This window comes from Enterobacter cloacae complex sp. IR5428 (genome assembly GCF_049238585.1).
In the GTDB taxonomy this organism is placed as follows: Bacteria; Pseudomonadota; Gammaproteobacteria; order Enterobacterales; family Enterobacteriaceae; genus Enterobacter; species Enterobacter intestinihominis.
This window is the reverse complement of sequence record NZ_JBMKHV010000001.1, coordinates 63,563-90,302: the sequence shown is the minus strand read 5'-3', so window position 1 is coordinate 90,302 and position 26,740 is coordinate 63,563. Positions and strand designations below refer to the sequence as shown.

Sequence of the window (26,740 nt, the reverse complement as noted above, 5' to 3'; positions counted from 1 at the left end):
TCAGCCAGTAATGCCTTTAATCACTCACCCGCGGTTCTCCAGCATCGGTTCATTTCTCGGATCGTGCCCGCAAGATAAAAACGCCTCCCGGAATTTCTGCCCATTTTCTCGCGTTATCTTGTACAAGATACAGCTTTTGCATGTCGATCAAGTCATCTTATCCCTGCCCTATACTTTGAGTATGACATCCGACTGGAGGTTTCTATGTGTGGACGCTTTGCACAAGCCCAAACCCGTGAAGAATACCTGGCCTACCTTGCCGACGAAGGCGATCGCGACATCGCGTATGACCCGGCCCCCATTGGTCGGTACAACGTCGCGCCCGGTACCAAAGTCCTGCTGCTGAGCGAACGCGACGAACTACTGCACCTCGATCCGGTGTTCTGGGGCTACGCACCTGGATGGTGGGACAAAGCACCACTGATTAACGCACGTGTAGAAACCGCGGCCACCAGCAGAATGTTTAAACCTCTGTGGCAACATGGCCGGGCGATCTGTTTTGCCGATGGATGGTTCGAATGGAAGAAGTCAGGTGACAAGAAACAACCCTACTTCATCCACCGGGCCGACGGTCAGCCAATCTTTATGGCGGCGATCGGAAGCACACCGTTTGAGCGCGGCGATGAAGCCGAGGGATTTCTGATTGTGACGTCTGCGGCTGATAAAGGCCTCGTCGACATTCATGACCGCAGGCCACTGGTTTTGTCACCAGAAGCGGCACGCGAGTGGATGCGACAGCATGTTGGCGGGAAAGAAGCTGAAGAGATAGCTTCAGATGGTGCAGTGCCCACCGATAAGTTCGTCTGGCATGCGGTAACGCGTACAGTAGGAAATGTAAAAAACCAGGGGAGGAATTTGATAGAGCAAATAGAAATCAAATCTGATCTTAGTTAGACCTGCACTTTTTAGATGGGATAATAAAACCCTTCCCTCTATTGAAGTCAAAACCTTTGACAACTCCTGTCATTTTACGGGACAAATTATTTCCTTGCTATAAATCAAATTTGACGACACAGGAAAAATTTGGATTGGCTAATCTAATCTGTATGGCCTCCCAGATGGCTAAAATAAGATTTGCTTAAAAGATCTACACGTGCCTTAATGATGCGGTTGGTTCGATGCAATGTGAATCTGACTTTTCCAAAGTAGTCCTCATAACCAGGTGCTATCTCTGATATCCCCTCCTCTTGAGTCCATACGTATGCCATCATGCGTTTCTTTTCATGAACTTGTAACTTTTAAGTGTTCAAGTGGAGTTTTTATGTCATCAAAAATGATAGGTCTTGTTAAGTGGTTTAACGATGATAAGGGCTTTGGCTTCATCTCCCCACTCGATGGAAGTAAAGATATCCTTGTTCACTCTTCTTCTCTACAGGGAGAGACATTCAAAACTCTTTTTGAAGGCCAAAAAGTTAAATTTGCTGTCATTGCCGGTACCAAAGGTCCGACAGCTGCAAATGTTACGCTTTGCGATAAATAACCCCCCTCAATGACCGCTTAAGCTTCTGTGAATTAAATAATCAGAAGCGTCATTTATCGTTTGCGAATATCATTACAACAGGCCAGCATATTTACAGCACCGTCAAATTTGCTGACCGATGTGATGAAATGCAGGACTGCTGCATGAATAGTCTCAAAGCAGAAACTAACTGCTTATAAAATATTAAAGTGCGTAAGAGGTTAGGCAGCCTCCAAAAGCATCACTTCTTAGTTATTATATGAGATTTTTTAGTAATGTTGAGGGGATTTGAACAACGCGTTGCAGTAAGGGCAAACCAGTTGAGCTCCCTTTTGTACACGATTGTAACTATGCTCCGAGTCTCTTGTGCAGTTTGGACAAGGGCATTTGACTAAATAATTTCGGCGGAATTGCGTGTTTTTACGTGCAGACATAAGCTTCTCCAGTACAAATGGACTGCTACAGTACACGTTAAGGCAGAATATTGCTTGTTTTAATTTCGAAAGAGGTAACTAAACGTCAATAAATCAACCCCTTTCGAACAACCCCGGGCCATAAAACCCCCTGAAATACATGGTGATACATGAAAAAAGTAATTATTTTCTTTAATGGTAAACCAGGTAAAGTAATCACCGTACTTAAGGGCGTGACATCAATACGCGAACAATACCCTAATGGAGAAGGGATAAACCTTCCGATAATGTCAGCCGGTTTTCCCTCTTTAACAGGTGACCATGAAGTTATCTATGTTGCATCAGATCGAGAGCTTACATCTCAGGAAATATTAGATGCAGCCAGGAAGTATCTATAAGCTTCAATATCTTCTACCAACACTGCAGATAACCTTTAGTAACAAGCATTATTAAAACAATTAGGAATTATCAGTATTGCCTACCTGGCGTAGGCTTTTTTTTCATTTAGCAGACGATACATTCCTGTCTAATGTCATATATTTTTTAGGACTCGGAACATTTTTTGATTCAAACAGTCTAAAAGATATACTCACAAAGGGGGCCTTTATGACAACGCTTATCATCTCTACTATCGTGGCAATGGTACTGGCATTGATGATTTTAAGTCTGATCAAGATCGGGATCAGCGTATCGAACAATCCTGATGAACTGTAATGTATTCAAGTTTCCATAACCTCTTTATTTACTGGGCAGCCTATTCACCTTTCCTCGCAGGCAGCGCCACTCCAGCCCCGGGTACGTTCCACAATTAATTCCCTCTCCATTGGCGCAGCAGGAAGCTGCCCAGTCGTTCGCCCTGATATATAGGGTCAGCCATAAGAAAGTTATCCTGCAAATTTCGCAGAATTTAAGGATTCATTTTGGGGAGGAATTTGGAGGAGTTTCGGGGAAGAAAAAATCGAACAAATAACCGGGCATCACGCCCGGTTCTGTTTCCACACTAAAAAGCCCTTAAACACTCAATCCACGATTCTCCAGCATCGGTTCGATCCTCGGATCGTGCCCGCGCCAGTTCCGGTAAAGTTCAGCTAAATCAGTGCTGTTGCCGCGCGACAAAATCGCCTCGCGGAATGTCTGTCCGTTTTCGCGCGTCAAACCACCCTGCTCGACAAACCACTGATAGCCATCGTCCGCCAGCATCTGCGTCCAGAGATAGGCGTAATAGCCCGCCGCGTAGCCGCCGCCGAAGATATGGGCAAAATAGCTGCTGCGATAGCGCGGCGGTACGGCTGGAAGATCCAGCCCTTCTTTTTTCAACGCGGCGGCTTCAAAGGCTTCCACGTCTTCAATGGGCTCATGAATGCCGTGCCAGTTCATATCCAGCAGCGCGGCGCTCAGCAGTTCCGTCATGTCATAACCCTTATTAAACTGGGTCGCATTGAGCATTTTTTCCCGCAGCGCATCCGGCATCGGCTCGCCGGTTTGATAATGGCGGGCAAAGTGCGCAAACACCTGCGGATGGCTGGCCCAGTGTTCATTGATCTGCGACGGGAATTCAACGAAATCACGCGGCGTGTTGGTGCCTGAAAGCGTGGCATAGCGCTGGCTGGCAAACAGGCCATGCAGCGTATGGCCAAACTCGTGGAACAGGGTAATCACATCATCCCAGGAGATCAGCGCGGTCTGCCCGTTCGCTGGTTTTTGATAGTTGCAGACGTTATAAATCACCGGACGCGCGGCAAACTCGTGAGACTGCTCAACAAAATTCCCCATCCACGCCCCGCCCGCTTTGGAATCACGCGCGAAAAAGTCGCCGTAGAACAACGCCATGCCTTCACCCGTGTGGTCGAAAATCTCCCACACGCGAACGTCCGGGTGATAAACCGGAATATCGAAACGCTCGACAAAGCGGATACCGAACAGCTGCGTGGCGGTCCAGAATACGCCATCTTCCAGCACGGTATTGAGCGCGAAATAGGGTTTGATCTGCGACTCATCCAGCGCGTATTTCGCTGAACGCACGCGTTCGGCATAAAACGCCCAGTCCCAGGCCTGCACCGTAAAACCGCCCTGCTCGTCGTCAATGACCTTCTGAATATCCGCCTGCTCCAGCGCGGCCCTGCTGCGCGCCGCAGGAACTATCCCGCGCATGAATTCGAGCGCGGCATCCGGCGTTTTCGCCATTTGATCGGCAATGCTCCAGCTGGCATAGTTGTCAAAGCCGAGCAGCTGCGCCTGTCTTGCCCGCAACGCGGTAAGCCGAAGGATCAGGTCGCGCGTATCGTTTTCGTCGCCTTTTTGAGTGCGTTCCCAGCCCGCGCTAAACAGCTTTTTACGGGTCTCGCGCAAAGACAGCGCCGCCAGCGCGGGCTGTTGCGTGGTATTCAGAAGCGGGATCAGCCAGCGATCCGTCAGCCCTTTTTCTGCGGCAGCATGAGCCGCGGCAGCAATCTCCTCCGCACTGAGTCCGTCAAGCTGGTGAACATCATCCACCACCAGCCCTCCCGCCTTGTTCGCCGCCAGCAGGCGCTGGTTGAACTGGCTGGTCAGGGTGGCGGCTTCGGTATTCAGGGCTTTCAGCTCGGCTTTTTCATCGGCGTTCAGACGCGCGCCCGCAAGAACAAAGTGCTGATACGTCTCCTCCGTCAGCCGGCGGGATTCGGCATCCAGCGTGTCGCGATCCTGCCAGACGGCTTCCACGCGGGCGAAAAGCGTATCGTTTAGCCAGATATCGTTCGCCAGCCCGGCCAGTTCGGTGGAGAACTGCTCGTCCAGTGCCTGAAGATAATCGTTGGTGTGTGCGGACGTCATGGCGAAGAACACGCTGCTGACGCGCGACAGCATGGCCCCGCTTTTTTCCAGCGCCAGCACGGTGTTGTTGAAGTCCGGCACGGCGCTCTGCGCGATAATCGCGTCAATGTCTGCACGCTTGAGGCGCATTGCTTCATCAAACGCCGGGCGATAGTGGCTGTCTTCTATCACATCAAAACGCGGAGCCTGATAAGGCAGCAGGCTAACGTCAAAGAAAGGGTTGTTGACCGACATCGTTTACTCCTGAGCACGGTATTTCTCACCAGAGTAGGCCAGCCTGCTCCGGCCTGCAATGGCGTCATACAAATGTTGCCTTAACGACCCGCCCGAGAGCGTGCTATGGTAGTACAACACAAAAAGCGTTGAGGAACAGTGAGATGATTATATTAGTTACCGGGGCGACAGCAGGTTTTGGTGAAAGCATCACGCGTCGCTTCGTCGCCAACGGACATAAGGTGATTGCAACGGGTCGTCGTCAGGAGCGTCTCCAGGAGCTGAAAGACGAGCTGGGCGACAGCATCCTGACCGCACAGCTGGACGTGCGCAACCGCGCCGCCATTGAAGAGATGATTGCCAACCTGCCTGCCGAATGGCGTGAAATCGACGTGCTGGTCAATAACGCTGGCCTGGCGCTGGGCATGGAGCCTGCCCACAAAGCCAGCGTGGAAGACTGGGAGAACATGATCGACACCAACAACAAAGGCCTGGTGTACATGACCCGCGCCGTGCTGCCGGGCATGGTTGAACGTAACCGTGGTCATATCATTAATATCGGTTCCACCGCAGGCAGCTGGCCTTACGCGGGCGGCAACGTCTATGGCGCAACCAAGGCCTTTGTACGCCAGTTTAGCCTGAACCTGCGCACCGACCTGCACGGTACCGCGATCCGCGTGACCGATGTTGAGCCGGGCCTGGTCGGTGGAACGGAATTCTCCAACGTGCGTTTCAAAGGCGATGACGCGAAAGCGGATAAAACCTATGAAAATGCGAATGCGCTGACGCCGGAAGATATCACCGAAACCGTCTGGTGGGTCGCGACGCTGCCGAAGCATGTCAACATCAACACGGTTGAGATGATGCCCGTCAGCCAGACCTATGCCGGACTCAGCGTGCATCGCGGGTAATTCACCCTTCCCGGCCTGCGGGCCGGGTATGTGATGACGGGTAAAAGAATGGTAGTATGTTCAGGTTAACTCTCTGAGAAATCACAACCCATGGCCGCTGAATCGCAACTTAATCCTACCCAGCCTGTAAATCAGCAAATTTATCGCATCTTACGCCGTGATATTGTTCGCTGCCTGATCCCACCGGGAACGCCACTCTCAGAAAAAGAGGTTTCGGTACGTTTTGACGTTTCCCGTCAGCCCGTGCGCGAGGCGTTTATTAAGCTCGCAGAAAACGGCCTTATCCAGATCCGCCCTCAGCGCGGCAGCTATGTAAATAAAATTTCGCTTTCGCAGGTACGGAATGGCTGTTTTGTTCGCCAGGCCATTGAGTGCGCCGTTGTGCGTCGCGCCGCGTCGCTCATCAACGATAACCAGTGCTACCTGCTGGAGCAAAACCTGCATCAGCAACGCATTGCCATCGACCGCAAACAGTTAAACGACTTTTTCCAGCTGGACGACGAATTTCACCAGAAACTGGCGCAGATCGCCGAGTGCCAGCTCGCGTGGGATACCGTCGAAAACATCAAAGCTACCATCGACCGCGTGCGCTACATGAGCCTCGACCATGTTTCTCCGCCAGAGATGTTGCTGCGCCAGCATCACGATATTTTCAGCGCACTGGAAAAACGCGACGTGGAAGCCGTAGATAAAGCGATGACGCTTCACCTTCAGGAAATTAGCGAGTCAGTTCAGTTAATTCGTCAGGAAAACCGCGAGTGGTTTAGCGAAGAATAAAGCTTCGCCGCCCCCTTTCGGTTGCGGCGAAGTGATTAGCGGACCACTAATACCGGAATAGTGGCGTAGCGCAGGATAGTTTCAGCATTCGAGCCCAGCAGATGTGTTGTCATGCTCGGGTTTCTTGATCCGATAACAATAACGTCATATTTCCCCTCTTTGCTGAGCTGGATGATTTCATCGCGTACGTTGCCGAAACGTACTTCACAATCAATATTTTCCGGGGACATATCAAAGAGCCGTTTCAGTGCCTTCATCTTCTTATCCGACTCGGCGGTCATATACTCTTCGAACTTCTTAATATCGGCATTGAACCCCCGCAGTAACGAACGACTGCTGTTAGGGAGAATGTTGACCAGGGTGATCGTCGCGCCTTCCGATTTCGCGAGGTTGACCGCGTGGCGTACCGCTTTATCGCTTAGATCCATTTCAAACACGTCAACAGGCATCAAAATTTTCTTATACATAAGCCTGACTCCTTTTCCGATGAAGGGTTATTTTCTGCCTCCAGAATGGCATTGTGGATATAAACAAAGCCTAAACACTTGCGTCTGGAAACTATCAATTAAGGAAAATAACTGTCCGCTTTGTAAAGCGGTGTCCTGAACCGTCAACGCCATCAGGAAATAAGAAAAAAGTGTGAGCTTGATCAAAAGCAAATAATTTCGTTTAAGAGAGGCGTATTAATAGTGCCCCGTGAACGGCAGCCGTTGAATTAGCGCCGTAACGGATAAGTGCGAGAGGAGAAAATACCATGATGACATACGACCGTAACCGAAATGCAATCACCACTGGCAGCCGCGTCATGATTAGCGGCACAGGTCAGTTCGGCGTGATTAAAGCGATCCACAGCGACGGCCTTAATGCCGAGCAGGTGCGTCGTGGTAAAACGGTTGAAGTGGAAGGATGCGAAGGTAAGTTCGAACCGATTGAGCTGATTCGCCTGGGGATGCACTAAGCTGTGCCCCGACATGCCGCCGCGAACGGCGGCATGTCAAAGCGTTAAAGCCGGGCTGCGTACTCAGCAACCGTGGCCTTCGCGCCTTTATGCAGCAACGTTTGATAGGCCTGCATGACGGCAGCCACGAATACCGTGTCCTTCGGCAGCTCGTTACCGAAAATAGCCTCAATGCCCAACAGCGCGCTAACGCGGCTTTCACCTTCAGCGCTACCGTTTACCGCCGCCTGAATCACCGCCAGCTGCGGATCGCTCACCTCAATCGCGTTACCCTGCTCATCCACACCGCCGACATAACGCATCCAGCCCGCCACGCCCAGGGCCAGCAGCGGGAAGGGTTTCTGGTGGACAAGGTGCCAGCGCACGGAATCGAGCATGCGCTGCGGCAATTTCTGGCTACCGTCCATGGCGATTTGCCAGGTGCGGTGACGCAGGGCCGGATTGCTGTAACGCGCAATCAGCTGGTCGGCATAACGCCCCAAATCCACGCCCCGCACTTTCAACGTCGGCGCCTGCTCTATCAGCATCAGCGCATGCGCGGCTGCGCGATAATGTTCATCTTCCATGCAGTCGTTAATGTGCTGATAACCGGCCAGATAGCCGAGATAGGCCAGGAACGAGTGGCTGCCGTTAAGCATTCGCAGCTTCATCTCTTCAAACGGAATGACATCAGAAACCAGCTCCGCACCGGCCTTTTCCCACTGGGGGCGTCCGGCAACAAAATTATCTTCCACCACCCACTGGCGGAACGGCTCGCAGGCGACACCTGCCGGATCGCGTACGCCAGTCAGCTGTTCGATTTTATCCAGCGTATCAGCCGTGACGGCGGGCACAATGCGGTCCACCATGGTTGACGGGAAGGTGACGTTCGCTTCGATCCAGTCCGCCAGATTGCCGTCAACAGCGCGCGCGTAGGCACAGGTCACATTGCGCATCACGTGGCCGTTCTCCGGCATGTTATCGCATGACATCACGCTGAATGCCGGTAGCCCCGCCGCCTTGCGACGCGCCAGCGCCTCAACCACCACGCCCGGCGCAGATTTAGGCTGATTCGGGTTTTGCAGGTCTGCAACGATTAACGGATGATCGAACATCAGTTGTCCGGTTGCCGGGGAGTGGCAATATCCTTTCTCGGTGATGGTCAGGGAAACAATGGCGACCTGCGGCTCGCACAGCGCAGCCAGCACGGTTTCCAGCCCGTCGATCTGCGCATGCAGCGCGTTTTTGACGACGCCGACCACGCGCGCCGTCCACGCATCGGCAGACATCTCTGCCACGGTATAAAGGTTATCCTGTGCCTTCAGATCGGCGATCTGCTGTTCGCCGCCAATCAGGTTAACTTCGCAGTAACCCCAGTCGCTGCCCTGTTCTGCGGCGAGTATATCGGTGTACACCGCCTGGTGCGCACGGTGAAACGCGCCAAAACCTAAATGAACAATGCGTGCCTTGAGGCTGTCGCGATCGTATTGAGGACGCGTTGCCTTCGCCTGTAATAACCGGTTTTCCATGATTGAGACTCGTTAATTAATGAAAGCTGTGATCCACTGCCGCTTCCTTTTAAGAGCGGCAGCGCCTGCTGACTACACCAACTAGAATGGCAGTCGGAGTCAAAAAACGCTGCCATTAACCATACTGATACATCGTTTTCAGATCTTGATTTACATTAACTTTTCGCCATGTGGTGTGACATCAGTAAAAAGTTGTGTGACAGGTAACACAAGATGTAAACCACTAGCGGCGTGAAGAGAGCGCGCCGTAGGCTACCGATTCCTTATGAGGAGCCTCCGCAGCATCTTCGGCTTCACTCAAATCGCGGTCGCGCACTTCTGGCATCAGCAACGCGGAGACCAGCCCAATCAGCGAGTACGCCACCAGCATCACCACAATCGGCCACCAGGACCCGGTCATGTTGCAGAAGATCCCCGCCAGCACCGGACCAAAGCCTACGGCTACCAGCCCGCCCGCCTCTTTCGAAATGGCCATGCGGGTAAAGCGGTTCCGCGAACCAAACATCTCTGCCATGGTGATGTTTTCCAGCGCGAACAGCCCGAGCACCGCAAAGTTATGAATAACGATGATAGAGAGCATAATCACGCCCGGCGCGTAACTCTTATCGACGATAATCGACAGCATCGGGTAAGCCAGAATAATGGCTGAAATGTTAAGGAGGATATACGGCAGACGGCGCCCCACTTTATCGGACAGCCAGCCCAGCAGCGGGATGGAGAGGAAGCCGAGAATCGAACTGATCATCAGCGCATCGGTTGGGATCGCCTTATCAAACAACAGCGTCTGCACCAGATATCCGGCAAGGAAAGTCTGAATCAAACCTGAGTTGCCGGCCTGACCAAAGCGCAGCCCCGTCGCCAGCCAGAACGATTTGCTCTTAAACATCGCGCCTAATGAGGTATCCGGCGCAGCAACCGGCGCAATGGTTTCAGCGTCGTTAACCTTCTCAAACACCGGGCTCTCTTTAAGGTTCATACGCAGCCAGATGGCGAAGATCATCACCACCACGCTGGCGAGGAATGGCACGCGCCAGCCCCAGGCAATAAGTTCTTCACGATCGAGGGCAAAGAACATCACGGCCCAGATCGCCGTGGCGCTCAGCGTCCCGCAGTTGGTTCCCATGGCCACCAGCGAGGAGATGATGCCGCGTTTACCCTTCGGCGCGTACTCCGCCAGCATGGTACCTGCGCCGGAGATTTCTGCCCCCGCGCCCAGCCCCTGAATAATACGCAGCGTCACCAGCAGCACCGGTGCGAAAATCCCGATCTGCGCGTAGGTTGGCAGGACGCCGATTAAGGTGGTGCAGATCCCCATCATGGTGATGGTGATAAACAGCACCTTTTTGCGGCCAATTCTGTCTCCCATTCTGCCGAAGATAAATGCCCCGACGATACGCGCGATGTAGCCTGCCCCATAGGTCCCCATCGCCAGGATCAGCGCCATGGCCGCGGATTGTTCAGGGAAGAAAATTTCATGGAATACCAGCGCGGCGCCAAGGGAGTAAAGCTGAAAATCCATAAACTCCAGGGCGGTGCCCAGCCAGCCGGATACGGCGGCTTTCACCAGGTCTGACGTACTTCTTTGAGGTTGTGCTTGAGTCATAATGGCTATCTCTGCAAGGTAAGATGCGTACCACTGAGAGCCTGTCTTCGCAGGCTCTTAGCCGCGTGAATTATTATTGGTCGAACGTGAGCAAGACTTTGCAGCACTGCCGCTGGTCTTTTTCAAACAGTTCGATGGCGTCTGTAACGTGGTGATAGTCAAATGTATGGGTGACCAGTTTTTCAGGGTCGATCAGCCCTTTTTCCAGCCAGTCAATGACCACCGGGAAATTGTTGGCATTCAGGCGCGAAGAGAAGATCGACAGCTCTTTGCCGGTGATCCCCTGCTGCACGATCTGGCTCGGGTCGCTGGAGAAGCCCATCAGCACGATGCGCGCCGCCGGAGACGCCAGCGTAATCGCTTCCTGCAAAATGGATGGATGACAGGCAGCATCGATGATTAACGTCGGCTTGATGCCTTTTTCATCCAGCGCGGCCTGTAATGAGTGCTCGCTGTTGTTGAAGACCCAGTCTGCGCCGCTGCGTTGCGCCATCCCCAGCCGCTCATCAATCCGATCCACCACGATGACCTGCTTCACCTTGTAAACGCCCTTTAGCGCCTGCACGGTGACCAGCCCCATCGGGCCTGCGCCGTAGATCAGCGCCACGTCCTGTTCGGTGGGTTTCGCCTGCCCCGTCACGTTGGCGGCAATGGTGAAGGGCTCAACCATCACCGCGTGTTTGTCAGGGATCGCATCCGGAATGTGCCAGGCATTTTTCGCCGGCACGACGGCGTATTCGCTGAAGCCACCGTCACGGTGGACGCCCAGCACCACCAGCGAGGTACAAACGTTCGGTTTTCCGACGGAACACGGGTAGCAGTGCCCGCAGCTGATCACCGGATCCACAGACACGCGCTGGGCCAGTCGGGTACTCTCCACACCTTCGCCAACCGCGTCTATTTCGCCAAAGAACTCGTGACCGATTACCCGCGGGTATTTCGCAAACGGGTTATGCCCGCGATAGATATGGCTGTCTGAACCGCAGATACCGGCGAGTTTAATTCTGACGCGGACGTCGCCTGCGCCCGGCAACGGGAGAGGACGCTCCTCAATCACCAGCGCATTCGGCTGTTGGATCACTACGCTTTTCATTATTCGCTCCTCGTTTACCAGTTCCAGAGGGTGCCGTCTTCCAGACGGGCCACCGGCAGACAGGCCGGTTCGTACGGGTATTTCGCTGCCAGCTTCTCATCAAACTCAATGCCCAGCCCTGGCTTGTCGCCCGGGTGCATATAGCCGTTATCGAAGCGCCAGCTGTGCGGGAACACTTCCAGCATCTGCTCTGAATACCCCATATACTCCTGCACGCCAAAGTTCGGTACCCACAGGTCAAAATGCAGCGCCGCGGCGTGGCAAATCGGCGACAGATCCGACGGGCCGTGTGAGCCGGTACGCACCTGGTAGAGTGAGGCAAAGTCAGCAATGCGACGCATCCCGGTGATGCCGCCCGCATGGGTTATGGTGGCGCGGATATAGTCAATGAGCTGCTCTTCAATCAGCTGCTTGCAGTCCCAGATGCTGTTGAACACTTCCCCCACCGCAATGGGCGTGACGGTGTGCTGGCGGATCAGGCGGAAACACTCCTGGTTTTCAGCGGGAGTCGGGTCTTCCATCCAGAACAGGCGGTACTCTTCAATGCTTTTGCCGAATCGCGCCGCTTCGATGGGCGTCAGACGGTGGTGCATGTCGTGAAGGAGATGTTCGTTGAAGCCGAACTGACTGCGCACTGCGTCGAACAGTTTCGGCGTGAAGTCGAGGTATTTCTCGGTGGACCAAAGCTGCTCGTCCGGCCAGTCGCCCTTGGTTGCAGGCTCATACGCCAGCCCTTTTCCTTTAGACATACCATAGGTGGTTTTCATCCCCGGCACGCCGCACTGCACGCGAATAGCCTTGAAGCCCATCTCTTTATGACGGGCATAATCTTCCAGTACGTCGTCAATGGTGTGCCCGGTGGTATGACAATAAACCATCACCCCTTCCCGGGAGGCTCCGCCAAGAAGTTGATAGAGCGGCATGTTCGCGGCTTTCGCTTTGATGTCCCACAGCGCCATATCCACGGCAGAAATCGCTGACATGGTGACCGGGCCACGACGCCAGTACGCGCCTTTATAGAAGAATTGCCAGATATCTTCGATGCGGTGCGCATCGCGGCCAATCAGCTGAGGGCACAGGTGATCTTTCAGGTAGGAGGCAACGGAAAGTTCACGTCCGTTAAGCGTGGCATCACCCAGGCCGACAATGCCCTCATCGGTGGTGATTTTAAGGGTGACAAAGTTACGCCCCGGGCAGGTGACAAATACTTCAGCCCCGACAATCTTCATAATCCATTTCCTTACATCGCTCGTTGTGATGCAGGAAATTTACGCAACTACACTACTACCATACAAGTATAACGATCGAAAAATCAGCGGGTGATCACACTATGAGGACGACTATGCGCGTCCCCAGCCGGCCACGATGATCAACATGCCGCACAGGGCAACCAGCGCGCCTGCCCAGTCATACAGGCTTAGCCTGATGCCATCGACAAAGCGCAGCCACAGCAGCGCAGTACAGACGTACACCCCCCCGTAGGCCGCATAAACCCGCCCGCTGGCGGCCGGATGCAGGGTGAGCAGCCAGACGAAAAGGACCAGGGACACACCCGCCGGGATCAGCAGCAGCGCGGAAGCGCCCCGCTTTAGCCAGAGCCACGGCAAAAAGCATCCGATGATTTCACACAGCGCGGTCGCGAAAAAAAGCAGCGTCGTTTTGAACATTTTTCTCGTTTCGTGAGGATTGATTTAGACATCATACGCGATAATGCTCTCATCGTTCCCATACCTGCCGCGCGGGTATGACACCCTTTCGGATTGGTGTAGAATCCAACGGGGTAATCCGATTGTCTGCACCCGTTTAAAGGAAACGCTATGACTACATTAAGCAAACGCCTTTGTCTGACAGCCGCACTGGCGCTGTCCTCGTTCGCCTTCACCGCAACGGCATCAGCCGAAACCAGCAAACTCATCATTGAGTCTGGTGACAGCGCGCAAAGCCGCCAGAATGCTGCCATGGACAAAGAACAATGGAATGACACCCGCAGCCTGCGTCAGAAAGTGAATAAGCGCGTGGAAAAAGAGTGGGATAAAGAAGACGTCGCGTTTGATACCCGCGACAAATGCCAGCAAAGTGCCAACGTCAACGCTTACTGGGAGCCTAACACCCTGCGCTGTCTCGATCGTCGCACTGGCCGCACGGTAGCACCGTAATGTCTACGCCGTGTGACGTAAAGCTCCGTCCGCTGGAGCGCGAAGATTTACGCTTTGTCCACCAGCTCGACAACAATGCCAGCGTAATGCGCTACTGGTTTGAAGAGCCTTACGAGGCCTTCGTCGAGCTGTCCGATCTCTACGATAAGCATATCCACGATCAAAGTGAACGCCGGTTTGTGGTGGAGTGCGAAGGTGAGAAAGCCGGGCTGGTTGAGCTGGTTGAGATCAACCATGTTCACCGTCGGGCGGAATTTCAGATCATTATTTCACCGGAGCACCAGGGGAAAGGTCTTGCGTCGCGGGCGGCAAAGCTGGCGATGGATTATGGGTTTAACGTCCTGAATCTCTACAAGCTTTACCTCATCGTCGATAAAGAGAACGAAAAAGCGATTCATATCTACCGTAAGCTCGGCTTTATGGTGGAAGGTGAACTGATCCATGAGTTCTTTATTAATGGCGAATACCGTAACACCATCCGCATGTGCATTTTCCAGCATCAGCATCTGGCCGGGCATAAATCCTCCTCCGCCAACCTGCTTAAACCCACCGCGCAGTAACCTGCGCGGTTTTATTCTTAATAATATTCAATGCTGTTTTTGATGGTGTACTTGCGCTCAATGGCAGGTTTAACGCTGTCATCGACGATAACCAGCTCGCAGCTCACCGGGTTGTTGTGGCGATCGTAATCGCAACTCTGCTTTACATTGCCCATCGGTTTATCGTTCAACAGGCTTACCGCCGTATAATCCATGCGCTTACGCAGATCTTTCGACGGCATCGATTTGACCGATAAACGCTGGTCGCCGGAGACCGTGGTTTTACCGAGCGGGTAGCCGTCGGTATCATACTGGTACTTCACTTCCATCTCTTTGCTGTGCGCGGCAACCACAAACCCGTTATCGTCGGTGTCCCACGTCAGGCCGGCAGACGGCAGTTCCGCCAGCTGACATTTTCCCTGCAACTTCACCTTCTGCTGCTGGGTTTCCGCATCGACGTAGTAGTTAGCATCCAGCACCAGCGCAACGCCCGTGTTAGCCTCCAGATCGTGCAGTTCAAGGGTATCGAAACACCCCTCCGACGACATCGTTCCGGTCACGCGTTTAGAGACTTCACCCTTATCGTTCAACAGCGTCTGGGTAAAATCTTTCACCGGCCCGCGCAGAGGGTCAAAGTCAAACTCGTTCGAAAAGCTCGCCATCTCCGGCGTAAATGACAGCGGCGCGGTGTTGTTGTCACATCCCACCAGTACCGTTGCCAGTAGCGTTATCGCTGCGTATTTATTCACATCATTTACCGTTCAGAGTGAGATACAATCATATTAGCAAATACAGCAACTTACATAACAGCACTTCATTTGACTCTTTACGCTGTATAAATCCGTCATTTGCATTGACGAGACCTGCCAAAGTGGCTACTTTGGGCGCGGAAAATTCCACATTATTATAAAATTAGATTCTTAAATTTTCGGGTTAACATCATGATTTACGACTGTTTTTTGTACTATGACGAAGATATGTTGCTCGACATCAGATTACATACGCTCGCTGATGTCGTTGACCGTTTTGTCATTGTAGAAGCAACACACTCTTTTACGGGCATACCGCGAGAATTACATTTCGATATTACGAAGTTTGCCAAATTCAGAGACAAAATTATTTACGTGCCTTTTGACGCGCAGCCTATTTTAAACAGTGCTGACAATAACCAGGTTGATGCCTGGGCAAATGAAGCAGCGCTTCGCAACTCCATTATGAATGGGTTAAAAGACGCGGCAGACGACGATCTGATTCTGGTGTCAGACGTTGATGAAATTTTCTCTCCCGAGACGGTCAGGGCCATTAATCCACGCGCGCTCTGCACGACTATTCATCAAAACGTGTTCAACTATCAGTTTAATCTTCAGGTTCACAACATGGATGGTACGCCGAGAAAATGTACCTTGCCCCGCGCGACGTCCTATTACAACCTTAAGCATTTCTTCCACGGTGAGCCTGAATCTTTCAGAAACTGGAAGCGTGCACGCAAAGATAAAAACTGGTCATGGTTTAAATGGAACTGGCTAAAAATCAATAATAAGGTTGTGAAAGATGGCGGCTGGCATTTCTCCTGGGTAATGACCCCAGAAAGAATTTCCGAAAAAATGTCTACCATTTCTCATACCGAATACGATCTGCCGGAATTTAATAACCCGGAACATATTATGAAGGTTATCACCAACGCCGAAGATATCTGGGGACGAGACCGAAAACTGGTCAGGCAAGAGGTATCAAAACGCACCCTGCCTTCTTATCTGGTAGACAATCAGCACCATTATTCGCAATTTATTTTATGACGCAGGCGGGGCTCCAGGACAATTCAGAAAGAGAGACACAAAAACAAAAGCTTACCCTAACCCTGCTATGCTTACAGTCTACACAGTGAAAAGGAGCTACAGATGAAACGGTTACCCTGGATTACCGCCCTGCTGTTAATGAGTGCTTCACCTGCTATTCTTGCGGCCCCGGACTCCTGCGAGCGCGTGAAAAGCGACATTCAGCAGAAGATTATCAACAACGGCGTACCGGAGTCTGGCTTTACCCTGAACATCGTGCCGAACGATCAGGCCGACCAGCCGGATGCGCAGGTCGTTGGGCATTGCGCCAACGATACTTTCAAAATTTTGTACACTCGCACCAGTAGCGGAAACTACCCGGTAAGCGGTGCAGGTACGCAGGAGAATGCACCCGCTGAGCCGCAATGATTTTCCCACTCAATTCCCCTGAGTTGACGAGGATTAATATTTAATACCTCTAAATAAGTAACACTCCCCCCATCATTAGCCCGGTTGTAGTCACGGGTGAAAATAATTATTAACAATGATGGGGTGAGTTATGTCCGAAGTTGAACATCACGACGGGATAAGCCGTCGAACTCTGGTTAAATCTACTGCCATAGGATCTCTGGCGCTTGCCGCCGGTGGGATCGCATTGCCTTTTGGTCTGAAAAGCGCCGCCGCCGCAGTGCAGACCGCTATTCAGCCAGCGGAAGATAAAGTCGTCTGGGGCGCCTGCTCGGTAAACTGCGGTAGCCGCTGCGCGCTGCGTCTGCACGTTCGCGATGACGAAGTCTATTGGGTTGAAACGGATAATACCGGCGAGGATGTTTACGGCAACCATCAGGTTCGCGCCTGCCTGCGAGGCCGTTCAATTCGCCGTCGCATTAATCATCCAGACCGTCTGAACTATCCGATGAAACGCGTGGGCAAACGCGGAGAAGGCAAGTTTGAACGTATCACCTGGGAAGAAGCGCTGGACACCATCGCCGCGAGCCTGAAAAGCGTGGTCGAAAAATACGGCAACGAAGCGGTCTACATTAACTACTCCTCCGGAATTGTCGGCGGCAATATCACCCGCTCCTCCCCTTACGCCTCGCTGGTGGCACGCCTGATGAACTGCTACGGCGGCTTCCTCAGCCACTACGGCACCTACAGCACCGCGCAGATCGCCTGCGCAATGCCCTACACCTACGGCAGCAACGACGGCAACAGTACATCAGATATCGAAAACACCAAACTGGTGGTGATGTTCGGCAATAATCCGGCAGAAACGCGCATGAGCGGCGGCGGGATCACTTACTACCTTGAACAGGCACGTGAACGGTCTAACGCACGGATGATCGTTATCGATCCGCGCTACACCGACACCGCCGCAGGCCGCGAAGACGAGTGGATCCCGATTCGTCCGGGCACCGATGCCGCACTGGTGGCAGGTATTGCGTGGGTGCTGATTAATGAAAACCTCGTCGATCAGCCTTTCCTCGATAAATACTGCGTGGGTTATGACGAAAAAACCCTGCCGGAAGGCGCACCTGTTAACGGTCATTACAAAGCCTATATTCTCGGCCAGGGTGATGACAAAACCGCGAAAACCCCGGAATGGGCGTCGCGCATTACAGGCATTCCTGCCGATCGCATTATTAAGCTGGCCCGTGAAATCGGTTCGGCAAAACCGGCCTACATTTGCCAGGGCTGGGGCCCGCAGCGTCAGGCCAACGGCGAGCAGACATCCCGCGCCATCGCCATGCTGCCGATCCTGACCGGCAACGTCGGCATTAACGGCGGCAACAGCGGCGCGCGCGAATCGACCTACACCATCACCATCGAACGTATGCCGCTGCCGGAAAATCCGGTGAAAACGCAAATCTCCTGCTTCAGCTGGACGGATGCCATCGTGCGTGGACCGGAGATGACCGCCCTGCGCGACGGCGTACGCGGCAAGGATAAGCTGGATGTGCCGATCAAGTTCATCTGGAACTATGCGGGTAATACCATCATCAACCAGCACTCTGATATCAACAAAACTCACGACATTTTGCAGGATGAGAGTAAGTGCGAAACGATCGTCGTTATCGACAACTTCATGACCTCGTCCGCGAAGTATGCCGATATTGTCCTGCCGGACCTGATGACCGTTGAGCAGGAAGATATCATCCCCAACGATTACGCCGGCAACATGGGATACCTGATTTTCCTCCAGCCGGTAACCGCCCCGAAGTTTGAGCGCAAACCCATCTACTGGATCATGAGCGAAGTAGCGAAACGTCTCGGACCGGATGTCTATCAGAAATTCACCGAAGGCCGTACGCAGGAGCAGTGGCTGCGCTACCTTTACGCCAAAATGGTTGCCAAAGATCCGCTGCTGCCGTCCTACGACGCGCTGAAAAAAATGGGTATTTATAAGCGCAAAGATCCAAATGGACATTTTGTGGCCTATAAAAAATTCCGTGACGATCCGGATGCCAATCCGCTCAAAACCCCGTCCGGGAAAATCGAGATCTACTCCAGCAAGCTGGCGGATATTACGGCAACCTGGGAACTGCAAAAAGACGAAACCATCACCCCGCTACCGGTCTATACCTCAACCTTTGAAGGCTGGGACGCGCCCGAGCGCAGCAAATTCCCGCTGCAACTGTTCGGTTTCCACTTTAAAGCCCGTACCCACTCCAGCTACGGCAACGTGGATGTGCTCCAGGCCGCCTGTCGCCAGGAGGTGTGGCTTAACCCTGTAGACGCCGAGAAGCGCGGCATTAAAAACGGTGACACGGTGCGCGTGTTTAACGATCGCGGCGAAGTGCGCATTGCCGCCAAAGTCACCCCGCGCATCATGCCTGGTGTGAGCGCGATGGGCCAGGGCGCCTGGCATGACGCCAACATGAACGGCGATCGTGTCGATCACGGCTCCTGCATCAATACCCTGACCACACACCGCCCGTCACCGCTGGCGAAAGGCAATCCGCAGCACACGAACCTGGTGCAGATCGAGAAGGCATAAGGATTAACCGATGACAACCCAGTATGGATTTTTTATTGATTCCAGCCGCTGCACCGGGTGTAAAACCTGCGAGCTGGCCTGCAAGGATTACAAAGATCTGACCCCGGACGTCAGCTTCCGTCGTATTTATGAATACGCGGGCGGCGACTGGCAGGAGGATAACGGCGTCTGGCATCAGAACGTCTTCGCCTATTACCTGTCGATTGCCTGCAACCACTGCGAAGATCCGGCCTGCACTAAGGTCTGCCCGAGCGGGGCAATGCACAAGCGAGACGACGGTTTTGTGGTGGTGGACGAGGATGTCTGCATCGGCTGTCGCTACTGCCACATGGCCTGCCCGTACGGCGCGCCGCAGTATAACGCGGCTAAAGGCCACATGACCAAGTGCGACGGCTGCCACAGCCGCGTGGCGGACGGCAAAAAGCCCATCTGCGTCGAGTCCTGCCCGCTGCGCGCGCTGGACTTTGGCCCGATTGAAGAGCTGCGCAAAAAACACGGCCAGCTTGCTGCGGTCGCGCCGCTGCCGTCTGCGCACTTCACGAAGCCGAGTATTGTGATTAAACCTAACGCCAACAGCCGTCCGACGGGTGACACCACCGGCTACCTGGCAAACCCGAAGGAGGTGTGAGATGGGAAGTGGATGGCATGAATGGCCGCTGGTGATCTTCACCGTTTTCGGGCAGTGCGTGGCTGGCGCATTAATCGTGATGGGCTTCGCCTGGCTGAGTGAAGGTGATGACAAGGCAAGAATACGCATCGTGCGCAGCCTGTTTTTTCTCTGGCTGGTAATGGGTATTGGGTTTATGGCCTCGGTACTGCATCTTGGCTCCCCGCTGCGCGCCTTCAACTCGCTTAACCGCGTGGGAGCGTCAGCGCTGAGTAATGAGATCGCGGCGGGTTCGATCTTCTTTGCCGTGGGCGGTTTCTGGTGGCTGGTGTTGGTTATCGGTAAAATGCCCCCAGCTTTAGGCAAAATCTGGATGGTTGTCAGCCAGCTCCTGGGTGTCGTTTTTGTCTGGGCGATGACCCGGGTCTATCAGATCGATACCGTTCCGACCTGGTATACGGGCTACACCACGTTGGCCTTCTTCCTGACGATGGCTCTTACTGGCCCGATGCTGGCCGCGCTGCTTCTGCGGGTCGCAAACGTGACATACAAAGGTACCCTTGCCGCGTCTGTCAGCGTACTGGCACTCATCGCATGCGTGGCGGTCGTCGTGTTGCAAAGCAATACGCTGGGGACGATCCAGAGTTCTATCCAGCAGGCTAACGCCCTGCTGCCGGATTATGGTTCGCTTCAGGTATGGCGCATCGCGCTGCTGGCGGCGGGTTTAGGCTGCTGGATCTGTCCACTTATTCGTCGTCAGGAACCGAAAACGCTCGGCCTGTTTGCAGGTTTCGTGCTGGTGGCTGTGGGTGAACTGATTGGCCGTGGGCTATTTTATGGTTTGCATATGACCGCAGGGTTAGCAATTGCAGGTTAACACAGGTGCGCGGGCTACCCCCGCGCACAAGTAAGGAAAGTTGTAATGAATGACGTCTCACACCGCGAATCGTTCGCGTTCAGCGCCCGGGTACTGGGCGCGCTGTTTTATTTTGCCCCTGACAGCGAGCAGACCGCACCGCTGGTGAGTGCCCTGACCGCAGGTGACTGGGTGCAGGACTGGCCGCTGGCGCAGGAAAGCCTGCAGCCCGTGGCCAGTATGTTTAAGAACCCGTCGGACGAAGCGTTGAAAGACGCCTGGCAGCGTCTGTTTATTGGCCCGTATGCCCTTCCCGCCCCCCCGTGGGGCTCCGTCTGGCTCGATCGCGAGTCCGTGCTGTTTGGCGATTCGACCCTTGCATTGCGCCAGTGGATGCGTGAAAACCATATCGCCTTTGAGATGCAGCAGAATGAGCCGGAAGATCACTTCGGAACGTTGCTGATGCTGGCGGCATGGCTTGCCGAGAACGGTCGCGACACAGAACGCGACCAGCTTATGGCCTGGCATCTGCTGCCGTGGAGCACGCGTTTCCTTAGCGTATTCGTTGAAAACGCGGCCCATCCGTTCTACACGGCGCTGGGTAAACTTGCCCAGCTGACGCTGGCAGAATGGCAGTCCACTTTGCTGATCCCGATTGCAGAAAAAACGCTGTACCGATAACAGCTCCTGGCTTGTACATCCGTTGTGTAAGCCAGGTTCGGACATTTTTGCTGCAACGCAGATCCGGAACTGCTATACTGTATATAATTACAGTATTGGAGGTGCAAAATGGCTGTTGAAACAAAATTCGTGGTCGTAAGAAAAGGTGAAGAGAAAATGACTTTTGCCAGTAAGAAAGAGGCTGACGCTCACGACAAACTGCTCGACATGGCAGAAGCGTTCACCGACTGGCTGCTGCAAAGCGGAATGCAGATGGATGAAACGCAGGCGGAAAACCTTGGTCTGTATCTTGCCGAGCAGAAAGAGTCCGTGCAGCATATCCTGCGTACCAGCAAGCTTCCCGAGCTCAATGCTGCAACGGATAAAACAGCGCCAGAGGCGGATAGCAGCAAAAAAATCCGGGCCGTCAAAGCCGCCTGATCGTCAGAACGACTCATCACCTGTCCTGCTGCCGCGGGCCGGAAACGGCTCGCGGCTTAATAGTGCGGTAAATTATCACACAACTCTTGCAACTCGTTGATTAGTCTGGCCACATGGAAACCATCACAGACAGAATGATGAACCTGAACGGCGAAAGGCAACAAGACTTTTCCATCCTGGTTAAAGTATTTTCCAAACGTGAACATGGGCGCAAAAAAGTTCTGCATGTTAGCCACGTTGATATTAAAACTGGTAAAACTGACCCACGGAATATCCGATATGAAGAATATATTTTCCCGGTACTCTTCTTTGGGCCAGTAGGCAAGATTATCACCATAGCGAGAAACGTCTTCTGCATAAACGTTCTGAAAGTGATGAATATTCCCGTCGAAGTGACTCCATAATGATGAAAACGTCTCCGTCTCTTTATGGAAAAGGGTATAGCTGGGATGCACCTCATTCCATATTACAAGCTCATTATCCTTCATAGCCATACGGAACTCAGAATGGCGGTTAACGACTGTCGAAATAAGGGAAATAATCGAAGGATAAAATTTCCAGCCAACCTGTTTGATATGCTTCAGCAGCGCAGTGATATCCAGCTGAACCGTTTGGTTAATCGTGCATTGAGCAAAGCTCTGAAAGACTTCAAAATGTTCTTTCCTTGCCCAACTCGATAAGTCTACAGCCGTATATTCTGGCGTTATTTTTGTCATTTCTTTGCCTTAATTAAGCAGCGCTATATAAAATAGTAGCGTACCACAAACCCAGGAGCTGTATAGACCGTCGAGCAGAGGCTGCCTTAAATTTTCAACGTATCGATAACCGCTCTCAGCGCCGGGGACACGTTGCGGTGCGGGTAATAGAGGTAAAGCCCGTCCATCCGCAGGCTGTAGCGCTGTAAGACGCGTATAAGCGTGCCACGCTCCAGATCGTCAGCCACCAGCTCAACCGGGACATAGGCCAGCCCGAGTTCCAGCCGGGCCGCTTCAGCCTCCATGTAGCTGTCGGAAAAGGCCCATTGCCCCTCAGGCCGGTGCGTAACTCGTTTCCCGTCCTGAACAAGCTCCCATTGATAGTGGTTACCGTCTGCAAACTGGTAGGCAATGCAGGGATGAGCATCCAGATCGGCGGGCGTCTGCGGGAAACCATAGCGCCGAAAATGCGCCGGGGCGGCAACCACAGCCATCTCCATATCGGGCGTGATGCGCACCGCAATCATTCCTTGTCCCACCTCTGGTCCCAGCCGGACGCCCGCGTCGAATCGCTCGGCAATGATATCCACGAACCGGCTCTCATTCATCAATTCCAGACGGATATCCGGGTAACGCTGTTTGAAGATAGCGAGCTTTGGCAGCAGACATTTCTCGATGGCGTGCTGGCTGGCATTAATGCGCACCGTGCCGGACGGCGTCTGGCGGTAATGCGCCAGTCTGGTCAACCCGGTATCAAGCGCATCAAAGGCGGAACCGGCGGTCTGGTAAAGCTGTTCCCCGGCGTGTGTCAGCGACAGCTTGCGCGTAGTACGCACCAGAAGCTGAACGCCCAGCCGCTCTTCCAGCTCGCGAACCGATCGGCTGATCCCGGATTGCGCCAGCCCGAGCCGCTGTGCGGCTGCCGTGAAGCTTCCCTCCCGCACCACCTGGATAAAGAGATACAGTTCATTATAGTTTTCCCGCTTCGCCATCATGCCTCGTCAATTCATAACAAAATGATATTAATCCTAGCAGCTTCAGGCCTCTAATCAGCATTATTTCTGCTAACTATAATGGCCTCATTACAACAACACACGGTACCTCTTATGAAAACATTCACCCAAAAACTGTCCGTTGCGCTGCTGTTATGCGCATCATTAAGTGGAGTGACAACAATGAGTTATGCAGAAACGCAAAATCCTAACGCCCCCGTTTCGATGGTGACAACCTGGGATAAAACCTTCGCCGAGAGCAATAAAGTCAACCACCGCAAAGTGACGTTCCAGAACCGGTACGGGATCACTCTGGTGGGCGATCTGTACATTCCCAGGAACCACGGCGACCAGAAACTGGCGGCGATAGCCGTCAGTGGGCCGTTCGGTGCGGTTAAAGAACAATCCAGCGGTCTGTACGCCCAGACTCTGGCTGAGCAGGGGTTCGTGGCCCTGGCCTTCGACCCATCCTACACGGGGGAAAGTGGCGGCCAGCCGCGTAACGTTGCCTCCCCTGACCTCAACACCGAAGACTTTAGCGCCGCTGTGGATTTCCTGGGGTTACAGAAAGAAGTCGACCGTAACCGTATCGGCATTCTTGGTATCTGCGGCTGGGGCGGTATGGCGCTGAACGCGGCATCCATGGATACCCGCGTGAAGGCGGTCGCCACCAGCGTAATGTACGATATGAGCCGCGCGATGGGTCACGGCGTGGGCAACGGGAAAGATCGCTATTCAGCGGCCGATCGTCGGGCCGTGTTGCAGTATCTGAACGCGCAGCGCTGGAAAGATGCTGAAAGCGGCACTTTCGCCCATGGCGGCCACGATATTAATGTCGATGAGAATGGCAAGGTGACGGCGGCCGAGCGCATTCTGCCGGAAGCACTGCCCACCGATCCGCATCCGGTACTGAAAGAGTTCTATGATTACTACCGTATGCCGCGCGGTTTCCATGCCCGTTCCGTAAACTCCACCGGCGCGTGGACTGCGACCATGCCGTTATCCTTTATGAATATGCCGCTGCTGAGCTATGCCGGGGAGATCACTATCCCAACGCTGATTGTGACCGGTGAAAACGCACACTCTCGTTATTTTGCGGAGGATGCGTTCAAAGCCGTCGGCAGCAAAGAGAAAGAGCTGGTGATTGTTCCCGGTGCAAACCATGTTGATCTCTACGATAACGTCGAAGGAAAAATCCCGTTCGCGCAGTTTGAGCAGTTCTTCAAAACCAGTCTGAAATAACACTCTAAGCCCCCGGAAATCACGGGGGCATCTCTTCTCATCGTCGTGAATGACACCTATGTCTACACTGAATCAAATCCCATCCCGCTACAGCGTGCATGCACACTGGGACAGTATTTTTGCCCGTCAGTCTGCTCGTGGCATCTGCAATAAGGCATTATATTAACAGGGTTATTTTATTTAATTACAAAACCTCGCACTCCTCCCGTTGAAATAATAATTAAGCAATATCCTGGTCAGTCGGCGACATCGCTTTGTTAGCTTGAGCATTCAGGCAAAGCTCAAACTGGAGGTATTCTTTGCTGATTAAATTAAAGAAAGAACGAACGCATCAGGAGGATCGTCGTCTTGCACTCTGGCTGGCGACCTCCGCGGGACTGCTGAATGCCATTGCGCTGGGCGCGTTCGGCTTTTTCCCCTCTCATATGACGGGTAATACATCGCAGTTATCCAGCGAAGTTTCCTCCACCGATCTCAGTGATATTCTTTTTTTTGGCGCCATTATTCTGTCGTTTGTCACTGGCGCCATTGTTGCGCGGATTATTGTTATCTGGGGAATTATCCATAACGTCAGGCTGATATTCAGCCAGGTTTTATTTTTTGAAGGGCTATTACTTGCCGGGGTATCCCTCTATGAAATGTATTTTCACTCCTTCGCCACGAATCAGGAGATTATTCTTTTCCTGTGCGGTTTGATGGGAATTCATAACTCCACCTCAACTCAGCTTTCCGGCGGTCGGGTGAGATCCACGCACATTACCGGCACGCTGACCGATGCCGGCATTTCGCTGGCCTCCGTTATGGTCGCCATGCTGCGCCGGGATTATTCCAAAGACACGGCCGCGCAAAAGAGCCAGCTCAAAACCCATTTAACCACCCTTTTCTCGTTTATTACCGGCGGGATTGCGGGGCTGATCCTCTTCAGAGAGTTTGGATTCCACGCGATGCTGGCACTGGGCCTGATGCTGGTGTTTATCGCCGCCTTTTCAATCGTTCGTATCTCGTGGCGCGTTCGAAAGGTACGCGCCGCGCTTAGTCGATAGGGTGATCAGCACGCCTCAAGTGACGTTGTCACTTGAGGCGTGCTTCTTTAAGACTATTCTGCCTTCCCACTGACAGCCCTTACGCCATAAGGCTTAACTCAGGTTGTCACTAATTTCATAGGGTTACTGTTTTACCCCCTTTGCTGGAACCCTTCCGTTTCGCTTGCTATAGGTGAAGTACCCCTGCCGAAACATGGCATAACAACAGGCAACCGCAACAGGTGGTTGCTATAACGCATGCGCACAGGGAGACACACCGCAATGCACCCATTACTTAAACGTTCGCTGCTTTTTGTCGGCGCGATTATCGTGGTCCTCGCTCTCCTCACCTGGGGAATTGGACTGGAGACAATTAAGGCGCGCCAGGTTGACCTGCTCTACCTCGGTCAACAGCACCTGATTCTGGTCTTTTCATCAATGTTCTTTGCCCTGCTGGTGGGCATTCCAAGCGGTATTCTGCTGAGCCGTCCAGCGGCACGGGGTATCGCCGAATACGTGATGCAAATCTTTAACGTGGGCAACACCCTGCCGCCGCTGGCCGTTCTGGCGCTGGCGATGGTGGTGATTGGCATCGGTGATAAACCGGCCATTATCGCCCTCTTTCTCGCTTCTTTGCTGCCGATTGTGCGTAACACCTATGCCGGGCTGTGCTCTGTTCCCGCGTCGTTGCTGGAAGCGGCAAACGGCATCGGCATGACCAAATGGCAGCGCCTGCATCAGGTCGAAATTCCTAACGCCTGGCCGGTGATGCTTTCCGGTATTCGCATTGCCACTGCGATTAACGTCGGTACCGCACCGCTGGCATTCCTGATTGGCGCCAGCAGCTACGGCGAGCTGATTTTCCCGGGGATCTATCTGAATGACTTCCCGACGCTGATCCTGGGCGCGGCGGCCACCGCCCTGTTCGCCCTGATTCTGGATACGCTGCTGGCGGCACTGGGTCGACTACTGAGCCCGCATCTCGCGCGATAATTATAACAAGGAGCTTCT

At 53.3% G+C, this 26,740-nt stretch carries 30 protein-coding genes; 19 read left to right on the top strand and 11 right to left on the bottom strand.

Features of this window, described 5'->3' with window-relative positions; genetic code table 11:
* Positions 1-204 precede the first annotated feature (204 nt).
* Complete coding sequence (locus tag ACOTXC_RS00445; RefSeq protein WP_023306122.1) at positions 205-894, top strand: SOS response-associated peptidase; 690 nt, start codon at positions 205-207, stop codon at positions 892-894.
* Between the two features lie 367 nt (positions 895-1,261).
* Complete coding sequence (locus ACOTXC_RS00440) at positions 1,262-1,480, top strand: cold shock domain-containing protein (protein WP_022647994.1); 219 nt, start codon at positions 1,262-1,264, stop codon at positions 1,478-1,480.
* A gap of 248 nt (positions 1,481-1,728) precedes the next feature.
* Here the strand turns inward: ACOTXC_RS00440 and ACOTXC_RS00435 are convergent, their stop codons facing one another.
* Entirely contained in the window at positions 1,729-1,893 is a 165-nt protein-coding gene (locus tag ACOTXC_RS00435) for a YnfU family zinc-binding protein (RefSeq protein ID WP_213083702.1), read from the bottom strand.
* A 149-nt stretch (positions 1,894-2,042) separates the two neighbouring features.
* On the opposite strand from ACOTXC_RS00435, the gene ACOTXC_RS00430 reads away from it, so the two are divergent.
* Both ACOTXC_RS00430 and ACOTXC_RS00425 read left to right on the top strand, forming a co-directional pair.
* Entirely contained in the window at positions 2,043-2,270 is a 228-nt protein-coding gene (locus ACOTXC_RS00430) for a hypothetical protein (protein ID WP_071881491.1), read from the top strand.
* Positions 2,271-2,478: 208 nt separating this feature from the next.
* Complete coding sequence (locus ACOTXC_RS00425) at positions 2,479-2,586, top strand: YnaM/YnfT family protein (RefSeq protein WP_022647993.1); 108 nt, start codon at positions 2,479-2,481, stop codon at positions 2,584-2,586.
* Positions 2,587-2,883: 297 nt separating this feature from the next.
* Here ACOTXC_RS00425 and dcp read toward each other — a convergent pair whose 3' ends face one another.
* On the bottom strand, positions 2,884-4,917 hold the full coding sequence (gene dcp, locus ACOTXC_RS00420; RefSeq protein ID WP_421767285.1) for a peptidyl-dipeptidase Dcp: 2,034 nt from the start codon (positions 4,915-4,917) through the stop codon (positions 2,884-2,886).
* A gap of 143 nt (positions 4,918-5,060) precedes the next feature.
* Between dcp and ydfG the strand changes: the two genes are divergently transcribed.
* Together ydfG and ACOTXC_RS00410 are read left to right on the top strand one after the other, a co-directional pair.
* Positions 5,061-5,807: a bifunctional NADP-dependent 3-hydroxy acid dehydrogenase/3-hydroxypropionate dehydrogenase YdfG gene (ydfG, locus tag ACOTXC_RS00415; RefSeq protein WP_022647991.1), complete on the top strand. Its 747-nt coding sequence runs from the start codon at positions 5,061-5,063 to the stop codon at positions 5,805-5,807.
* A 90-nt stretch (positions 5,808-5,897) separates the two neighbouring features.
* Complete coding sequence (locus ACOTXC_RS00410; RefSeq protein WP_003857403.1) at positions 5,898-6,584, top strand: GntR family transcriptional regulator; 687 nt, start codon at positions 5,898-5,900, stop codon at positions 6,582-6,584.
* 35 nt (positions 6,585-6,619) lie between these two features.
* Here the strand turns inward: ACOTXC_RS00410 and ACOTXC_RS00405 are convergent, their stop codons facing one another.
* Positions 6,620-7,051, bottom strand: coding sequence for a universal stress protein (locus ACOTXC_RS00405; RefSeq protein WP_023300013.1), 432 nt, complete (start codon positions 7,049-7,051; stop codon positions 6,620-6,622).
* 287 nt (positions 7,052-7,338) lie between these two features.
* On the opposite strand from ACOTXC_RS00405, the gene ydfZ reads away from it, so the two are divergent.
* Positions 7,339-7,542, top strand: a complete 204-nt coding sequence (ydfZ, locus tag ACOTXC_RS00400; RefSeq protein WP_003857405.1) for a putative selenium delivery protein YdfZ — start codon at positions 7,339-7,341, stop codon at positions 7,540-7,542.
* 44 nt (positions 7,543-7,586) lie between these two features.
* On the opposite strand, the gene ACOTXC_RS00395 is transcribed toward ydfZ, so the two are convergent.
* The 5 genes from ACOTXC_RS00395 to ACOTXC_RS00375 form a co-directional block, all read right to left on the bottom strand.
* On the bottom strand, positions 7,587-9,050 hold the full coding sequence (locus tag ACOTXC_RS00395; RefSeq protein WP_421767284.1) for a mannitol dehydrogenase family protein: 1,464 nt from the start codon (positions 9,048-9,050) through the stop codon (positions 7,587-7,589).
* Positions 9,051-9,273: 223 nt separating this feature from the next.
* Entirely contained in the window at positions 9,274-10,653 is a 1,380-nt protein-coding gene (locus tag ACOTXC_RS00390; RefSeq protein WP_180243660.1) for an MFS transporter, read from the bottom strand.
* 73 nt (positions 10,654-10,726) lie between these two features.
* Positions 10,727-11,746, bottom strand: coding sequence for a Zn-dependent oxidoreductase (locus ACOTXC_RS00385; protein ID WP_421767283.1), 1,020 nt, complete (start codon positions 11,744-11,746; stop codon positions 10,727-10,729).
* A 14-nt stretch (positions 11,747-11,760) separates the two neighbouring features.
* On the bottom strand, positions 11,761-12,975 hold the full coding sequence (gene manD / locus ACOTXC_RS00380) for a D-mannonate dehydratase ManD (RefSeq protein WP_023300009.1): 1,215 nt from the start codon (positions 12,973-12,975) through the stop codon (positions 11,761-11,763).
* 111 nt (positions 12,976-13,086) lie between these two features.
* Positions 13,087-13,413: a YnfA family protein gene (locus tag ACOTXC_RS00375; protein WP_023300008.1), complete on the bottom strand. Its 327-nt coding sequence runs from the start codon at positions 13,411-13,413 to the stop codon at positions 13,087-13,089.
* Positions 13,414-13,563: 150 nt separating this feature from the next.
* Between ACOTXC_RS00375 and ACOTXC_RS00370 the strand changes: the two genes are divergently transcribed.
* Together ACOTXC_RS00370 and speG are read left to right on the top strand one after the other, a co-directional pair.
* Positions 13,564-13,902, top strand: coding sequence for a DUF1283 family protein (locus ACOTXC_RS00370; RefSeq protein ID WP_421767282.1), 339 nt, complete (start codon positions 13,564-13,566; stop codon positions 13,900-13,902).
* Positions 13,902-14,462: a spermidine N1-acetyltransferase gene (gene speG / locus ACOTXC_RS00365; protein ID WP_022647983.1), complete on the top strand. Its 561-nt coding sequence runs from the start codon at positions 13,902-13,904 to the stop codon at positions 14,460-14,462. Before ACOTXC_RS00370 ends, speG begins: the two co-directional genes overlap by 1 nt.
* 17 nt (positions 14,463-14,479) lie before the next feature.
* On the opposite strand, the gene ACOTXC_RS00360 is transcribed toward speG, so the two are convergent.
* Positions 14,480-15,190 (bottom strand): YnfC family lipoprotein, encoded by a 711-nt coding sequence (locus ACOTXC_RS00360; protein WP_032622202.1) that lies wholly within the window; start codon positions 15,188-15,190, stop codon positions 14,480-14,482.
* Between the two features lie 192 nt (positions 15,191-15,382).
* Here ACOTXC_RS00360 and ACOTXC_RS00355 point away from each other — a divergent pair, with 192 nt between their 5' ends.
* The 7 genes from ACOTXC_RS00355 to ACOTXC_RS00325 all read left to right on the top strand — a co-directional run bounded on the left by ACOTXC_RS00355 (position 15,383) and on the right by ACOTXC_RS00325 (position 21,778).
* Positions 15,383-16,237, top strand: coding sequence for a beta-1,4-mannosyl-glycoprotein beta-1,4-N-acetylglucosaminyltransferase (locus tag ACOTXC_RS00355; protein ID WP_023306114.1), 855 nt, complete (start codon positions 15,383-15,385; stop codon positions 16,235-16,237).
* A gap of 102 nt (positions 16,238-16,339) precedes the next feature.
* Positions 16,340-16,645: a DUF1161 domain-containing protein gene (locus ACOTXC_RS00350; protein ID WP_006808860.1), complete on the top strand. Its 306-nt coding sequence runs from the start codon at positions 16,340-16,342 to the stop codon at positions 16,643-16,645.
* Between the two features lie 130 nt (positions 16,646-16,775).
* A complete protein-coding gene (gene ynfE / locus ACOTXC_RS00345) occupies positions 16,776-19,214 on the top strand; it encodes a selenate/tellurate reductase subunit YnfE (RefSeq protein ID WP_421767281.1) in 2,439 nt (812 codons plus the stop codon).
* A 10-nt stretch (positions 19,215-19,224) separates the two neighbouring features.
* Positions 19,225-19,842, top strand: coding sequence for a DMSO/selenate family reductase complex B subunit (locus ACOTXC_RS00340; RefSeq protein ID WP_017384545.1), 618 nt, complete (start codon positions 19,225-19,227; stop codon positions 19,840-19,842).
* Position 19,843: 1 nt separating this feature from the next.
* Positions 19,844-20,698 (top strand): dimethyl sulfoxide reductase anchor subunit family protein, encoded by an 855-nt coding sequence (locus ACOTXC_RS00335; RefSeq protein ID WP_421767280.1) that lies wholly within the window; start codon positions 19,844-19,846, stop codon positions 20,696-20,698.
* 45 nt (positions 20,699-20,743) lie between these two features.
* The gene (gene dmsD, locus ACOTXC_RS00330; protein ID WP_032624331.1) at positions 20,744-21,358 is read left to right on the top strand and encodes a Tat proofreading chaperone DmsD; all 615 of its coding nucleotides are present in this window, start codon (positions 20,744-20,746) and stop codon (positions 21,356-21,358) included.
* Between the two features lie 108 nt (positions 21,359-21,466).
* Entirely contained in the window at positions 21,467-21,778 is a 312-nt protein-coding gene (locus ACOTXC_RS00325) for a YebG family protein (RefSeq protein WP_022647976.1), read from the top strand.
* 56 nt (positions 21,779-21,834) lie between these two features.
* Here the strand turns inward: ACOTXC_RS00325 and catA are convergent, their stop codons facing one another.
* A complete protein-coding gene (gene catA / locus ACOTXC_RS00320) occupies positions 21,835-22,494 on the bottom strand; it encodes a type A chloramphenicol O-acetyltransferase (protein ID WP_023300000.1) in 660 nt (219 codons plus the stop codon).
* Positions 22,495-22,580: 86 nt separating this feature from the next.
* Positions 22,581-23,465 carry a LysR family transcriptional regulator gene (locus ACOTXC_RS00315; protein WP_023306110.1) on the bottom strand — a complete coding sequence of 295 codons (885 nt, stop codon included), beginning with the start codon at positions 23,463-23,465 and terminating at the stop codon, positions 22,581-22,583.
* 114 nt (positions 23,466-23,579) lie between these two features.
* On the opposite strand from ACOTXC_RS00315, the gene ACOTXC_RS00310 reads away from it, so the two are divergent.
* The 3 genes from ACOTXC_RS00310 (at position 23,580) to osmY (ending at position 26,722) form a co-directional block, all read left to right on the top strand.
* Positions 23,580-24,707, top strand: coding sequence for an alpha/beta hydrolase (locus tag ACOTXC_RS00310; RefSeq protein ID WP_421767279.1), 1,128 nt, complete (start codon positions 23,580-23,582; stop codon positions 24,705-24,707).
* A gap of 299 nt (positions 24,708-25,006) precedes the next feature.
* Positions 25,007-25,750: a YoaK family protein gene (locus ACOTXC_RS00305; protein WP_171936418.1), complete on the top strand. Its 744-nt coding sequence runs from the start codon at positions 25,007-25,009 to the stop codon at positions 25,748-25,750.
* 261 nt (positions 25,751-26,011) lie between these two features.
* Positions 26,012-26,722, top strand: coding sequence for an osmoprotectant ABC transporter permease OsmY (osmY, locus tag ACOTXC_RS00300; protein WP_022647971.1), 711 nt, complete (start codon positions 26,012-26,014; stop codon positions 26,720-26,722).
* The last annotated feature ends 18 nt before the right edge of the window (positions 26,723-26,740 follow it).